Genomic DNA, 14,585 nt, shown 5'->3' with positions numbered 1-14,585 from the left:
TAAAAATCAATACGGCGCGTAGCCAACCACAGCGAAAGAGCCTCACTTAACACTTCAAATCAAATCAAATCAAATCAAATCAAATCAAATCAAATCAAATCAATGTAATTAACTCCTTTATGCCTAACAATATCAATCAGCCTTCTTTCCTTAAGCACATCCAAAGCACGTTCCAGACGAAGCTTATTTCTTAACTTGCCAGGCCCATACTGAAGAATTTTATTCTTCCTAATCTCGCCATATCTCTTACCAAAATAACTACACAGCCACTCCAACAAATCATCCGCATCAATATTTTCTTGTGGTGGAGGAACAAATATCTGAAAAAACTGATCTGAGTACCAGCAACATAAATCAACAGCAAAGTCTAGCTCCCCGCACGAAACCTCCCCCTGTCCGCCTTCAAAAAAGTGCAACAACGCCGCAACCCTAGCGATATTGTCGGCCAGTTTTGAAGCATGATCCGAGGCGCCCTCAAATCTGCCACCCTCAACAATACCTGTTTCTATTTCATTGAAAACATCCCGCCATCTTTCTTTGGCTTCCTGAGAAAAATGCACAGTCAACCTCTCTTTTTTCGGAGAGTCTAACAACGCCCGATTCAGGACAAGCAATTCGCCAATACGCGCAGAAAAATCATTACATCTCTCCCACGACAATGTGTCATCACCTATTACTCTAGTACCTTGCGTCGATTCAGGATGACAAACTAAAAACCTAGCCCACAACCCTGACCCACGACTTTTTTCGCCACGACGCTCCATATACTCTTTAAATGCTGACTCTTGCAGCATAACGGATACAGTTAAGCGAGAATCTGAAATCTGATAACTTTCAACAGAAACGCGATCAACTGTTATAGAGTCGCCACTCCACAATGAATTCTGCTTAGACAGATCATTCAGCGCCCCACCATTAAGAATTCCGGCACCTTCGCTCGATATTAACCCAGCTGATGGGAGATTATTATACAAGCCAAAGAACAGAGCCTCTGATGTCGCATCATCATAAACCATCTTGTATTGCCTTGGCCTTACAGGCTTCGACTTCTCAAGTGTACTCAAAAGCGACTCTTCCTCGCTGGAGTTAATGCCTTTATCTGTATTTTTGCTTATCTTCTTTAAGACAACCTTTCTTTTTTCCTTCCAGACTTCTAGCTGAACATTCCATTCGACAAAAGCTTCTCGGTATTTTTTATACTCCAAGCACTGAAACTCACGAATTGGACCTAGAAAAACATTTTCCGCAGTCGACTTTCGCTCACCCGACCCAGCTATTGACAACAACATTAAGGATGTCGGGACACACTGACCAGTTGGTTTGCAAACATCTATTAACCCCTGACACGCCAGTGAAATAGCCGTCAACGCGCCTGAGAATATTAACGCCCTCGGGGCTTGGACATTTTTTTCCGCCTCATTAACTGCAGCTGCTAGCAGGGCGCAAGGAACAAAGCGCGGAAAGCGTGCCCCTACCCTCGGTAGACTCTCGTGAAGCTTCACTGCATTCAGGAGGATACTCACTGCTGCACCTCCTCTTCAGTCCCTTGGTTACCGCTGTAGCATCCCGCAGATTTTCCGCCCTCAGGCACAACTATGCCTGAAGCGCCCCCCCATCCAGCAATAACCCTTGATTTAATCCAGGCATCAATCTCAACCTCAATCCAACCTATCGCAGCGATGCCCAGCTTGATCGGCTTGGGGAAAGTACTGTCATACCTTGGCGACTTCGGATTCATCCGATCGTAAATTGTGGACCTACCCAGTCCAACTCGCTCCTGTACATGCTTCAACCTCAGCACCCTAGAAACACAGCTTGTCATGCCCGTTACGCTCATCGTTTTTGCCTCAAGCTCCTAATCGATGAGTGAATCTATAACTATCCCAATGGATCATTTGACCATCTGCTTAATGTAATTTTTTACTCAAGCAGACCTCTTGACGCGAGCGGCACAAGTCGATCTAGAAACAATGAACAGCCTTCAGGACAAGTCTCGTAAGCTGAGCTGTAGCTGCTACTACTGCTACGAATAGCAGCGGTAGCTAGGTAGACGGTACCCGCAGGATCACATTCAAAGAAAATTCAGTCACACATCACTGCCATGACATCCGCCCCATGGAGCTCAGAATCATGTCTTTGAAGTGCCCTTGCTGTAATTCCCCCGAAATCGCATCGTTAAGAACAGCTATGAAAATCACTGCCGCCGTAGGCGCGGTGGGCGGTGCCGCTCGCGGAGTAAGCGCCGCGCTTGCTGGTGGCCAGGTCGGCGCCTCTGTCGGCGCTATTGCCGGTCCAATTGGTATCACCCTAGGCACTGTCTCAGGGGCCATTCTCGGCGGACTTGCTGGAGGCGTCGGAGGCTGCGCCCTCGGCGCCCAGCTCGGAGAAAAGCTCGATCGCCATGTGTCCGCCAACAACCTCTGCCTCGCCTGCAATCATCGCTTCAACCTACCAGCCTAATCCTCTTAAAACATTCTTCGGCCAGTGCTGCGCGAGCGCAGCATTTATGCCAGCACGCACCCAAAGGAATCACTCCCATGGCTCATCTCGTCGAACAAATGGCCTACGTTGGCGCTACCCCTTGGCATGGTCTGGGTAACCGCCTGACGCAAAAACAACCGCTGGAAGTCTGGCAGCGTGAAGCTGGCATGAACTGGCAGATTCAGGAAAGTCCTGTTCACTTCAAGGCCGACACTGTCGGCAACCTAGGCACGATTCACTCCTTTCCGGAACAGAAGGTGCTGTACCGCTCCGACACCAAGGCCCCCTTGTCGGTGGTTTCCAACCGCTACCAGGTTGTGCAGCCTCGTGAGGTGCTGGAGTTCTACCGCGATCTGACTGAGGTCTCCGGCTACGAGTTGGAAACAGCGGGGATACTCAAAGGTGGCCGCAAGTTCTGGGCTCTGGCCAGGACGGGGCAAACAACCGCCCTTAAGGGTAACGATCAGGTGAATGGCTATCTGCTGCTAGCCACTTCCTGTGACGGTACGCTGGCCACCACCGCGACCCCGACCACCGTGCGTGTGGTTTGCAACAACACCCTGACCATCTCCCTGAACGGCGCTACCCACGCAATCAAGGTGCCGCACAACACGCGCTTTGATCCGCAGGCCGTGAAGAAACAACTGGGCATCGCCGTCTCGCAATGGGATGAGTTTATGTACCGCATGCGCGCACTGGCGGAGCGCAAGGTGCAGTGGCATGAGGCGATGGGCTTCTTCATGAATGTGCTATGTGATGTGTCCCCCAACAGTCAGCTGCCGGAAGTGCTGCCGAATGAGCGCGCCCTGCGCAAAGTGCAAAGCCTGTACGAAGGCCAAGGTCGTGGAGCCACGCTGTTATCAGCTCAAGGCACTGCGTGGGGTTTGCTCAACGCTGTGACCGAGTATGTCGATCACGAGCGACGCGCCAGGAGTACTGAATACCGCATGGACTCCGCGTGGTTTGGGGCCGGCGCAGCCCTCAAAGAGCGCGCACTGAACGCAGCGCTGCAACTCGCAGCCTAGCCTCACTCACCAACTCAAATGTTAAAGCGCCTGGTCAGCTTCTGCTGGCCGGGGATTTTTTATGCCGCACAGGAATACCTCATGAAATATCACAAGCTCATAGCCGGTGAAACAACCGGCACCTATGTCATGGAATCACCAGTCACTGAGGCCGACATCCTGCAGATGGCGCAACAACTTGCGATGAGTCGTCTGTCTAAAGGCCAGACACTGACCGAGCCTCGGCACGTATTCAGCCACCTTCAAATACTGCTGCAATACCATGAGCACGAAGTCTTTGCGTTGCTGTTGCTCGATACTAAGCACCGGGTTATCGGTTTCCGCGAACTGTTTAGAGGCACCCTAGACGGCGCCAGCGTATATCCAAGGGAAGTGGTAAAAGTCGCCATGGAGCACAATGCTGCGGCCGTGATCCTGGTCCACTATGATCCGTCTAAGGATCCCGAGCCAAGTCAAGCCGATCGTACACTTACCACCACCCTCAAGAATGCCCTAAACATGGTTGGTACCCGGATATTGGATCATGTCGTCGTGGGCATTGAAGGGGCAAGTCCAGGCTGTGTGTCGTTTACCGAACGGGGTTACCTGTAATCCATAAAGGCTGGCTTAGTCACTCCGTCCGACAGACGCGATCTGCTCAATGCCGAAGCGGTCATTGACACCGTAAGCTCTCACTTCATTCGCATCCCATATAACGTACTATATGGACGAATACCCATCAACTGAACAACAGCAATTCGCCCCTCAGCTCCGACTGGCTCCAAACCCGTGCTGGCCATCCCCGTAATCCTTAGTGCTGGCCTTGCAGAGGTAGCTGGCTCTGTAGAACAGCTCTTGCTGCCCCAACTCATCATCTCTGTGCAAGTGGTAGGCAGGGTTATCTGGAATATGTACCAACCCACTACACTCATCGAGTGATAGTCTCAGAGCACTGGCCCAGGCCTCTACAAGGCGATTGAAGATGTTGGCCCTGCCTGGTTCGAACTTACCAAGCGCAGTGAACGCATCTCGGTTGAGCAGGATCAGAACGTGATAATGAGGTTTACCCAAGTACCCGATCTCTCTCGCCCAAACATAACGCACTTTAGTGTCATGGATATACTTCATTGACAAACCAGCCTTTAATCGATTGTGCTTGATCTTCGCTTTAAAGGACTCCAGGAAGCGATCTATTACCTCGTTCGTATACAGATAATCGGGCAGATCTATAGCGGAGGGAAAGCGCAAATCAAATCTGAAGGCGAAAACACGAGAGTAATCATCGAGCGCTCGACAAACCACCCAATCAAGACGCCTTAGGTAGCTTCGAACGAAAGGACCTTTATTCACCTGGATTGGCTGGCCACGATAGTGATCCTCATGGCAGAGCGTGAGATTAGAGTTTCCTGGATGACGTTTCATGACTGATACTCCGATATGTTAAATACATATCGAAGTGAGCCTTAGTAATTTCTTACAACAACCACAATAACCAACCTACCTATCTTATCGAGACAGAACAGGCTTACATGACTGCCCAGCTAGAACCAAGCAGTCAGACTTATAAACCAAACAAAGAGGCATCACAAATGAATCAGAGAGTTATAACTAATTAAAAATGAGCAGTACGATGCAACAGGCATTGGCTTACCTATCCGTCCATGTAGTGGTGCAGGTACTACGTGAGTGTCAGAGCTTACAATATGCCTAAACGTAGCAGTGCATATAAGCATATTACCAATACCGAGAATCCATCCCCTCCCCTAGAGTCATTCTCTAATCAAAAACGTACAGTACAGAGCCAACTTACCACCCATCTCAACTCTGGAAAAAAAACACCTTGGTCACATCCGACCACGGCACAATTTTAGCTACTAGCCGAAAAGCTCGAAGCCTAGGAATACAGCGTACTGAATAACCGCGCATCGCCAACCTGGCATGGACTGCCCTGCAGCTCATGTCCAACTCAAATTTGTAGAAAAAACCTCCATGAGCTTTGGGGGCTTTATGTTTTGCTGTTTGCCTTCATTGAAATATTGGCCACCAACCCTGAACTCTAACTGATGACAAAATTAGAGTCCAGTTTGGCCGACACCCCACTCTTGCAGGCGACTTTTCAAGCGTTCCCCCAATACTTTCCATAGTCAGGCCCTTCAGACTTAGGTGGATAACGCGGCTTAATAATTTTCACTGGAGTTGGCATCGGAAAGTCAACACCTACAAGAATCGCCTCTCCTTGGCCTAACGTCGGTAGAAATGCTGCGGCTGACTTATCTAGGCTTCCACAGGCCTTTTCAACAATTAAACGATCTCTCTCATTAATGAGTCGATGAACAATAAACATCCCCATCTGACTCAACACCTCCTCCGGAATATCTCTTGGACGCTGGGTTGCAAGTAGTACGGTCAACCCATATTTACGCCCCTCCTTCGCAATCAGCCCGAAGGCATCAAGTTTGACCTTGTTCATTTCATCACCAATATCTCTATTCAAAAACTGATGCGCCTCATCAAGGATGACAACTGTGGGATTTTCTAAAAACGCACCTCCTCTTGCCATTCCCAAAAGGTGCCGACCAAGCGCGTTGGCTAGCAACTCTCTAGCGTTATGTTCGAACGGAAGATATTCCATAGAGAGTCTTAAAACACGGTTATCAGACTTAAGAAATTCGTCAATTTTTTCCGGCAGAGACTCAAACTCTTCAGGGCAGAATAGGCACCTTAATGGCTTGGATCGAATGATTGAGTGAATTTTTGAGATTAGGGTTTCGCAGTAACCGCGAACTCGTTCATCAAGTCGCCCCCACTTGGAGTCATCAGGGGAATTTTGCGTTCCTCCAGTCTCATATACGCACTCCTGAACGATTTGTGCTGGTAAGTTCCGGATATAATATTTGGCATCCGATGCCTCCAACCGCGTAGAGTTTTGCATCTGGGCTCGATAGAAAGTCGCTCGTTCCAGATTAGCTTTGACATATGTTTTTGGCTCAAGACCTCCATCGTTCAGAACGTGCTGTAGCTTCAGGCTAGCTAGCGCTTCACGTAGCTTTGGTACTTGTGCGCCAGCACTCGGTTGAAATATGGCGAACAAATCCGCCTCTGTAAGTTCCCAGTACGGAAACCCAACAAAGGTTCGCTGATCCTCGTTACTACTTTTGTCCCCCCCTAAGTAGATGTCGTCGACCCTATCTTGGAATGTGTGAAACTCGCCAGTGGGATCCACGAGGATCACCCGACCTCCAATCCGTGCAATTTCTTGAACGATGCGCGCTACAGTCCAACTCTTACCTCCACCCGTCGCACCCAGTACAGCACAATGCCGTCCCAGCAAGTGAGCAGGATTCACATTCACGGTGGTCTGTGAGTCCTGCGGAATCGAAGCAAGCTCAATAAGACCAATGTTCTTGGAATGATCCCCCTCAACAACAAATTTCACTAGCGAAGGATGTGCAGAGAAAACGTACTGTCCGATACGTGGATGCTGAGGTATACCCGAGACGACTCGTCCCTCTGTGAGCTCTAATGTAATCAATAGCTGCACCAACCCTATAGGGTGTACATCTACTGGCAGTCCAAGACTTGGCTCAGCCTTTAATCGCTCGCTGTCTGGCAAAAACACTTCGGTAATCCGCCCAAGAACGGCATAATCCTCGCTTTCGACAAATACAAACTCACCGACTTGGCCACCAAGTATTGGATATCCTGCGTATTGTGTACTTGAGGCATTCGCTGCCTTAGGCAAATTAATTTTCACCGAGTCAGGCCCAACAGAAGAAACTGAACCGATAAATCTGCTTGGATCAAATGGACTTGATGGGAGAGGCCGCTTAGACATTCCCTTCACCTCGAAGCATTCGCACTCGTTCTAGATGCTGTTCTAAGTCGGTCTGCGCAGCAATGTCCGGGAGCATAGGGACAACCTCCTCAAAGGTTCCACTGATCAATGCAAGCCGAGCGTCACCGTGCTCAATCAAGTAACGCGTTTTCTTAAGATATGGGTTCTGTGTATCACTGCCAGCCTGGGCTCTGCCATTATTCTCATCAGCAGTCTTATTGCTTAGGGCAGGATCACAAATCACAACCTTGAGGCTCAGGTTTGAGCGAATTGCCGAAAGAATTGGCTCCGAGATATGGCTATCATTGAATCCAAAACCCATAATAAGCAAGCCTGTATCAGGCTGACGAATTGCGGCTTGGAGCGCCGACATCATTTCCAGATATGGTTGCTCGAAGGCTAACTCATATTTTGTATTTCGAGGATAAACAAGTACCGGACTCTCAGTTGCTGGATCTTTTTCAATTTCATTTGTTGTAGAGTTTTTTGTCCAATCTATAGACCCATGGAGTTTGTATAGCTGAAAAACGTTTGAGATAAAGTCGTGACTATCTGGATTACTTTCACGCTTTACGATGTCATAGCCAAAATAGATACTGTCAAACACCTGTGGCGTAGTGTGTGAAAACCCATCAACAACAATATATCGCCCTTGCCGTGCCGCGTGCTCAAAACAAAGATCATAGTTTGTCGTAAATATTTTTGATCTGACTTTTCGACTAGAACGTCTCGCCAGACGACGCAATAGATCGGCATGCACAGAGACCTCATCCGCAGCCCCAAGAAACCGGACACGATCTCGGACAATACGTTCGGTCTTCTCAATAAATAATGTAATGATGTCCCTTTGGCTCTCATCGTCGACAAACTCACTCGCTGCCTTGCAATGAGAGAGGAGCGCTTCAATGTTGCCTTTTTCCTGCTCTGACTCTGGCAGTTTTGACAACGCCAAGACTCTTGGAAAATCCGCACCACTTTCAGCCCGAGCAGCCTCCCATAGATCCCACATGGTAGGCGCTATGAATTTGCCGGGTTGAGCAGTTCTTTTTTTATTTACCTCGGTTGCAGCATGGTCAACGTTTACATGTAGAGATGTGCCCAGGCCGGTCAGAACGACCAAATTGCTACAACGAAGTGTATCTGAGAGCACGCGCCGGATTTCATCCAATGCGCTATCCGCGCCTACCTCCTCTTCGGGCCGCTGAATTGCAATCCATGCACCGCTAGTCCGGTATGAGAACACCCGCATTTCTCGCCCCCCTCGTTTACGCATCTCGTTGATTAAATGATCCATCACTGCCTCAAAAAGGCCTGGAGGGCTACAAAGCCTATTTTGAAACTACGAGCAATGACTCTCGGCCGCGAACAATCGCTCACAACTGCCCCCTGCTAAGCCAACTTCACCAACTCCATCAATTTTTCATAGCTATCCACCACTTGGTACTTCACTTGATCCGAGGTGATTTTGGCGAAGAATTTGCGTGCACAGGCAATTTTTGACTTTTCAATGTCGCGCAACTCAAGTGAAGACATAGAGCCCTTGGTCTCGGCAATAAAGTAGATGTGTTTCACCTTGCCTTCGTGGAAAGCGATGGCCCAGTCGGGGTTGTAGTTACCGACAGGTGTCGGGATGAAAAAGCTCTTAGGCAGTTTGGCGTACACCACTACCTCAGTGCTGGCATCCAGCTCCTCAACGAATTTACGCTCAGTCTTCGAGTCGGTGAACACGTAGTCGTAGACGTGATGTTTGGCCTCGAAGGCCTTACTGAAATCGTCCTTGGGCTTCTCTGCCGCGAAAATGTCCGAACTGTGGGTTTCATCCACCGGGTTGTAGGCGATGTGCTCGACGATAGTCGTGGCCTTCTGCTCGTTGATCAGCGTAGCGGCTTTGGCGATGAAGTCTTCTGGGTTGCTCCTGTACTGGCTAAACACGGCAACATTGATGCCCTTAAGAATGCTGGCAATGGTGCTGCGCGTCAGCTGTGTATCATCAGCCAGGTTACCGATCAGATCGTATTTCACCGCCGAATGAACGGAGTGCATGTACTTTTCGGTCGAGCTTTCTGAAATCTTGAAGGCAGAGCCGCTCTTCATGTCATCGAAGCTGGCATTCTCGAGCTGGCTACCGCGCTCGATGATGTACTGCATCGGTTTAACCCGAAGCCCCTCCTCCTTATGGTTGAGAGCGGCAATACACTTGCCCACCAACTCATCGGTTTCAAAGTGAACCGTGTAAGCGGCCTTGCGGTTGATCTTGTTCCAGAGCGCCTGAAATTCTTTCTTTTCGAAGTTCACTGTATTCAACGGGTTCAATTTGCTACCACGGTCATTACTGATCACGGGTAGCTGCGCTTCGCTGAACACACTGTCGATTAGCTGGAATACTTGCTCGGCAAAGGGCAGCAGTTCCTCAGGCAGCTCGGCGAGAAGCTCTTCTTTTTTTGCTTCGTGGTATTTGTCAGTGATGTTCCGCTTTTTGTCGACGTAGCCATTCTGGATCAGATAGAACTCAATATCTGTCGCCATTTCCTCTGTGACCGGAACGTCGCCCGTTACCGTCGGCAACACTTTCCCGGTGAAAAATGCCTTGTCCGCAATACGCGGCCTGGCCGACAGAGACTCGCTGATATCCTTCTGCAGTGCACTAACGAAGTCCTTGTAGCTTTCACTGGCCACTACCGTCAGCTCGTTGATTTGGTGCACCGTTGCCGGATCATCCATACGGTCACCCAACTGGTTGACGGCCAGACGCATGCCACGACCAACCTCTTGGCGGCGGGAGATACTATTGTCGCTGTGCTTCAGGGTGCAGATAACGAAGACGTTGGGGTTATCCCAACCTTCGCGCAGAGCCGAGTGAGAGAAGATAAAGCGCACCGGCTCATCGAAAGACAGTAAGCGTTCCTTATCTTTGAGGATCAGGTCGTAGGCATCGACGTCGTCGGTCTCAGTAGCCTTTTTACCGACAGAGGGATCGACCAGGCGCTTGCTCTTCTTATCGATAGAGAAGTAGCCATTGTGAGTTTGACGTGCCTGAATTCCCTTGAGGTAGCTGTTGTAGGGCGTGTCTTCCAGGGTCATCACGTTGGTGAGGTAGTCGTTGTACTCCTCCTCGAAGATCTGCGCGTATTCACCAAGCAGCTCGCCGGTTTCGTCGTATTTTCGGTATTTAGCCACCTCGTCGATGAAGAACAGCGACAGCACTTTGATGCCCTTACTAAACAGCATCATCTCTTTCTGAAAGTGCGCCTTTACCGCTTCGCGTATCTGGATGCGGCGCATCGCGGCCTCATCCACGTTGCCCACGGCCTCCCCGGCCACCAGCTCCACGCCGTTGGTGAAGCTCAGCATGTCGATACGGGCGTCGATGTCGGCCACCACGTAGTCTTTGTACTGATCCAGGCCACCGGACAGGTCGTACAGATTGTCGTTACGACCGAGCTTGCGCATAACCCGCTTGATGCCACTGCTTTGCTTGATCTCCAGCTCGACCCGCGCCATAGGCGGTTTATTGGTCGAGACTTCAATGTCCTGTAGAAACAGATAGGCATTGGTGCCGGTCAGGCCTTTGACCGTGATGCCGCGCACGCTGATCTTCTTCACCAGCTTTTGGTTGTAGGCATCCAGCGCATCGAGGCGGTGGATTTTGTTGTACTCCGTTTTGTGGGTGGCCGAGTAGCGCACGATCATCAACGGGTTGAACTCGCTGAAGGAAGCTAGCGTCTTGGCTCCCTCCATCTTCTGCGGCTCATCGAGAAACAGGATCGGCCGGTTGGCTTTGATCACATCGATCGGGCGGCGCGACTGAAAATCATCCAGTTCTTCATAGATCCGCCGCTGGTCTGCACCACGGGCTGCGAACGCCTGGACGTTGATAACCATGATGTTGATGCCGGCATCCGAGGAAAAGCTTTCTAGGTTGTGCAGCTGCTTGGAGTTATAAATGAAGAAGCGCGCCTTCTTGCCGTAGCTCTCCAGGAAGTGCTCAGCCGTGATCTGCAGCGACTTATAGACACCTTCACGAATGGCAATGCTCGGCACCACGATGATGAACTTGCTCCAGCCATAGCGTTTGTTCAGCTCGAACATGCTCTTGATGTAGCAGTAGGTTTTCCCAGTCCCCGTCTCCATCTCTACATCAAGGTTGATCGGGCAGCCGGTTTTGTTGTCCTGCTCCAATCCAGAGGAAAGCGGCAGGTTCTGCCGCCGCTGCACAGCCTGAATATTTTTCAGTAGCTGATCTTCGTGAGCACCGGACCACTTCTCTCCAAGCGAAAAGCTGATTTCAGCATTTTTGAAGCCAGCCTCGGGTAGCTCGATCGTCTTGGAACCGAGAAGGTCTATTTGCTGCGGAGTCACTGGCGTAATTGATTTAATGCCAGGGTCGACACGATAGTTAACGCTCGAAGATTTCGGCTGGCCGGAAAAACAGTCGGCGAAGGCGTCGACCGCATGGGTCTGGTAGGGCTGGACTTTAAACTTCAGTTTCATGCTTCAGTACTCGAATCGTCAGCCGGCAGCTTGGGCGCCTGTTTGGCGATTTTTTTCTCTTCCGATTTCACGCGACGCTCAAGCTTACGAATGTCCTCTTCGGCGGGCAGTTCTTCGGGCTTGATGCCGCGTTGCTCCAGCATGTCACGCACGCTCAGGTTGTTCTGAACATGCTCCTTGACAATGGCCGGCTCACCTTGCAAATCAGCTTGCAGCACGTTGTGGTTGGTCATCTCAGTGGCTAGGTTTTTTGCGGCGATGGTCAGCGTCGGTAAAAAATCCGCCAGCGGACGGCTTTTGACGATGCCATATCTGTCCTTCATCGCCTGCGTGGTTTTGCCGCCAAACAGAGCGGCATCTCCTCGGGAGCGGATACGGGCAAAGCCCTCGTCATCCACACCGCGCTCGTAGATGTTCTGTGACAGCTCTTTTTCCGACTCACGCAAACGATCCCGCGCATCGAAACGAGCCTGCAGGCGCATCCGATCTTCGACCAACTCCTGCTTACGCGTTTGCAGCGCGAAGTAGCTCTGAGCAAAGGCAATCGGCTGCTTACGCGGGTCGCCGTTCTGAGCAATCAGGTAGCAGGCATAACGAGTGAGCATGAAGTCATCAACCGACCGCTGCCCGCCTTTGCCAATCTCGATCATTTTCGTGACGCCACGAAAATGATCAGCGGCATCTAGTCCAGTGGTTTCACACGAGGCTATAGCGCGCTGGATGGCAGTAAGAAAATTCTCCCAGCGGGCATAGCCCAAGGGCTCTTGCAACTCACGGGCGAACCAGAACTCGATGTCCTCATCGGGCACCCGTTGCACCAGCGCATCAAATCGCTGTTGCAGCTGTGACAGGGATTGATTGTCCATAGCGACGGCTTCCTGTCGGTCAGAGAGTTTTGATTTCAGTAGCCGGCGACAGCAGCTTGAACACCTGCTCTACGTTGATTTTCACGCTGTCGCTGGCGAAGCCGGCGTCGCGGAACACCACACGTAGCGGCTTATGTCCGGCGAGCTGTTTGACGAAGTCTTCGTCGATACCAGTATCGAAGCAGGCGACCAGTGCGTTGCCGTCAACGAAGAACACGGTCTTGCCGGCGATAACTTGCTGGTTGATCGGCAGGGCCAGATCCACGCCCCAGTCCAGCAGCACCTGAAACAGCAGATCCTCGGCGGTGCGGTCTTCGCGGATATTGTCGACTTGATCGGAGAGCAGATCCTGGCTCACTGCATCCGGCGTGTAGTACACCTCTTTCATATTGGAGGTGTCGATTTTTAGAGCTCGGAAACCAGTATCGAGGTCCGGAGCCGTCATAGCACTCGCGGCTTTAATTTTGGTGCCTGCGCGTCGAATTCGTTCTTTACTGATCTCCGAAATCGACTTATACCCAGCGAGGAAAGCATCGCTCTTCTCATCAGTAGGCTCGTTCAACTGCACCATAATGTAACGTCTTTGACCTCCATCATCACCATTCATTGCCATCACAGCATGCGCAGTTGAGGCAGATCCTGAAAAAAAATCGAGCACTATAGAGTCGCGACTTTCCGCTCCCAACTGGAGCATTCGCCGAATCAAAGATGTAGGTTTCGGAAAGCTAAATGGCGACCGTCCGTCAAACAACTCCTTCAACTCTCTACTTGCAGTGTCATTACTACCAACCTCTTTATGAGACCACAGTGTTTTTGCTTTTACTCCTTCACGCAGCTCGGACAAAAAACGTTTTAGATTAGGTTTAGAGTTCCCTGTCTGGCCAAACCAAACACGGTTATCCAAAATCAATTTAAGAATATCCGCCTCAGAATAACGCCAGTGAGTGTTTGGCTCCGGCTCATGTTCCTTACCAGTAGGGCTAGTTATCTTAAAGCGACCATTTCTACGCTCTCCATCAGCGTACATTGGAATGGCCTTCCAATTCCCGCGAGGGTCGTTGTCGGGATTAGAGTACCTTGCATCCATTTCTGCAGAGCGAGGTAGAAACCCAATACACGAGGGGGTTGCAACCTTCGCATAAACCAAAATATTTTCGTGGCAGCATGACACCAGCGACGAATCATTTTTGGTTGTATACATTTTCTCCCATGCAACCTCAGCAATAAAATTTTGCTCTCCAAAAACCTCATCACACATTCTTCTTAGGTTAGCGCACTCGCGATAATCGATAGAAACAAAAATGACACCATCATCACGGAGTAAGTTTCGGGCAAGCTTTATTCTCGAATAAATCATCGACAGCCAGTCTGAGTGGAACCGACCATTGGTATCTGCGTTAACTACTAGGCGATTCCCATGTTCATCTTTTTGGTTCGAACGCTGAAAATACTCACTAGATTCCTCAGAGAAGTCATCTTCATAAATTAAATCCGTTCCCGTGTTATAAGGAGGATCGATATAAATCATCTTGACTTTATTGAGATAAGCTTCCTGCAGTAATTTTAACGCCTCAAGGTTGTCCCCTTCGATAAAGAGATTCTGTGTGGTATCAAAGCCAACACTTTCTTCTCTGCAAGGGCGTAGCGTCTTGGCAATAGGTGCATTGGCTGTCAGTAGCGCCTCACGCTTCCCTGGCCAATTCAGCTGATAGCGCTCCTGCGATCCATCAACAATGGAAGAAGACAACTCCTGACGCAGCAGATCGAAGTCGATGGCCTTCTTCAGTTCGCCCGCTTCATCCCGAGCTTCGGTGATGCAATTGGGGAACAGCTCAGCCAGCTTGTCGATATTGGCTTCGGTCATGTTTTGAGAGTGCATTTTCAGCTTGTCCATCGGACGTCCTGTAA

11 protein-coding genes are annotated in these 14,585 nt (G+C 50.2%); 3 read left to right on the top strand and 8 right to left on the bottom strand.

The window, feature by feature from the left end; translation table 11 throughout:
- Nucleotides 1-89 precede the first annotated feature (89 nt).
- A complete protein-coding gene (locus V6L81_RS06155; protein ID WP_338661116.1) occupies nt 90-1,523 on the bottom strand; it encodes a YfjI family protein in 1,434 nt (477 codons plus the stop codon).
- Nucleotides 1,520-1,822 carry an AlpA family transcriptional regulator gene (locus V6L81_RS06150; RefSeq protein WP_338660677.1) on the bottom strand — a complete coding sequence of 101 codons (303 nt, stop codon included), beginning with the start codon at nt 1,820-1,822 and terminating at the stop codon, nt 1,520-1,522. The genes V6L81_RS06155 and V6L81_RS06150 overlap by 4 nt, the downstream gene beginning before the upstream one ends.
- Nucleotides 1,823-2,130: 308 nt before the next feature.
- Between V6L81_RS06150 and V6L81_RS06145 the strand changes: the two genes are divergently transcribed.
- The 3 genes from V6L81_RS06145 (at nt 2,131) to V6L81_RS06135 (ending at nt 4,097) form a co-directional block, all read left to right on the top strand.
- Nucleotides 2,131-2,460 carry a hypothetical protein gene (locus V6L81_RS06145; protein WP_338660556.1) on the top strand — a complete coding sequence of 110 codons (330 nt, stop codon included), beginning with the start codon at nt 2,131-2,133 and terminating at the stop codon, nt 2,458-2,460.
- Nucleotides 2,461-2,537: 77 nt separating this feature from the next.
- On the top strand, nt 2,538-3,506 hold the full coding sequence (locus V6L81_RS06140; RefSeq protein WP_338660555.1) for a DUF932 domain-containing protein: 969 nt from the start codon (nt 2,538-2,540) through the stop codon (nt 3,504-3,506).
- Between the two features lie 81 nt (nt 3,507-3,587).
- The gene (locus tag V6L81_RS06135) at nt 3,588-4,097 is read left to right on the top strand and encodes a JAB domain-containing protein (RefSeq protein ID WP_338660554.1); all 510 of its coding nucleotides are present in this window, start codon (nt 3,588-3,590) and stop codon (nt 4,095-4,097) included.
- Between the two features lie 153 nt (nt 4,098-4,250).
- Here V6L81_RS06135 and V6L81_RS06130 read toward each other — a convergent pair whose 3' ends face one another.
- The 6 genes from V6L81_RS06130 to V6L81_RS06105 form a co-directional block, all read right to left on the bottom strand.
- Nucleotides 4,251-4,907 (bottom strand): inovirus Gp2 family protein, encoded by a 657-nt coding sequence (locus V6L81_RS06130; RefSeq protein WP_338660553.1) that lies wholly within the window; start codon nt 4,905-4,907, stop codon nt 4,251-4,253.
- 694 nt (nt 4,908-5,601) lie between these two features.
- Nucleotides 5,602-7,320, bottom strand: a complete 1,719-nt coding sequence (locus V6L81_RS06125; protein ID WP_338660552.1) for an ATP-binding protein — start codon at nt 7,318-7,320, stop codon at nt 5,602-5,604.
- Entirely contained in the window at nt 7,313-8,614 is a 1,302-nt protein-coding gene (locus tag V6L81_RS06120; RefSeq protein WP_338660551.1) for an SIR2 family protein, read from the bottom strand. Before V6L81_RS06120 ends, V6L81_RS06125 begins: the two co-directional genes overlap by 8 nt.
- 95 nt (nt 8,615-8,709) lie before the next feature.
- Nucleotides 8,710-11,811: a DEAD/DEAH box helicase family protein gene (locus V6L81_RS06115; RefSeq protein ID WP_338660550.1), complete on the bottom strand. Its 3,102-nt coding sequence runs from the start codon at nt 11,809-11,811 to the stop codon at nt 8,710-8,712.
- Nucleotides 11,808-12,677: a DNA damage-inducible protein D gene (gene dinD, locus V6L81_RS06110; RefSeq protein ID WP_338660549.1), complete on the bottom strand. Its 870-nt coding sequence runs from the start codon at nt 12,675-12,677 to the stop codon at nt 11,808-11,810. Before dinD ends, V6L81_RS06115 begins: the two co-directional genes overlap by 4 nt.
- Before the next feature lie 19 nt (nt 12,678-12,696).
- Nucleotides 12,697-14,571, bottom strand: a complete 1,875-nt coding sequence (locus tag V6L81_RS06105) for a site-specific DNA-methyltransferase (RefSeq protein ID WP_338660548.1) — start codon at nt 14,569-14,571, stop codon at nt 12,697-12,699.
- Nucleotides 14,572-14,585: the final 14 nt, after the last annotated feature.

The sequence above is a fragment of the Pseudomonas bubulae genome (assembly GCF_037023725.1).
In the GTDB taxonomy this organism is placed as follows: Bacteria; Pseudomonadota; Gammaproteobacteria; order Pseudomonadales; family Pseudomonadaceae; genus Aquipseudomonas; species Aquipseudomonas bubulae.
This window is presented reverse-complemented; position numbering and strand designations above follow the sequence as displayed.

Coding starts and splice junctions, on each gene's coding strand:
- V6L81_RS06105 (WP_338660548.1), bottom strand. CDS start 14,571: ATGGACAAGCTGAAAATGCACTCTCAAAACATGACCGAAGCCAATATC.
- V6L81_RS06125 (WP_338660552.1), bottom strand. CDS start 7,320: ATGTCTAAGCGGCCTCTCCCATCAAGTCCATTTGATCCAAGCAGATTT.
- V6L81_RS06150 (WP_338660677.1), bottom strand. CDS start 1,822: ATGACAAGCTGTGTTTCTAGGGTGCTGAGGTTGAAGCATGTACAGGAG.
- V6L81_RS06145 (WP_338660556.1), top strand. CDS start 2,131: ATGTCTTTGAAGTGCCCTTGCTGTAATTCCCCCGAAATCGCATCGTTA.
- V6L81_RS06130 (WP_338660553.1), bottom strand. CDS start 4,907: ATGAAACGTCATCCAGGAAACTCTAATCTCACGCTCTGCCATGAGGAT.
- V6L81_RS06115 (WP_338660550.1), bottom strand. CDS start 11,811: ATGAAACTGAAGTTTAAAGTCCAGCCCTACCAGACCCATGCGGTCGAC.
- dinD (WP_338660549.1), bottom strand. CDS start 12,677: ATGGACAATCAATCCCTGTCACAGCTGCAACAGCGATTTGATGCGCTG.
- V6L81_RS06135 (WP_338660554.1), top strand. CDS start 3,588: ATGAAATATCACAAGCTCATAGCCGGTGAAACAACCGGCACCTATGTC.
- V6L81_RS06140 (WP_338660555.1), top strand. CDS start 2,538: ATGGCTCATCTCGTCGAACAAATGGCCTACGTTGGCGCTACCCCTTGG.
- V6L81_RS06120 (WP_338660551.1), bottom strand. CDS start 8,614: ATGGATCATTTAATCAACGAGATGCGTAAACGAGGGGGGCGAGAAATG.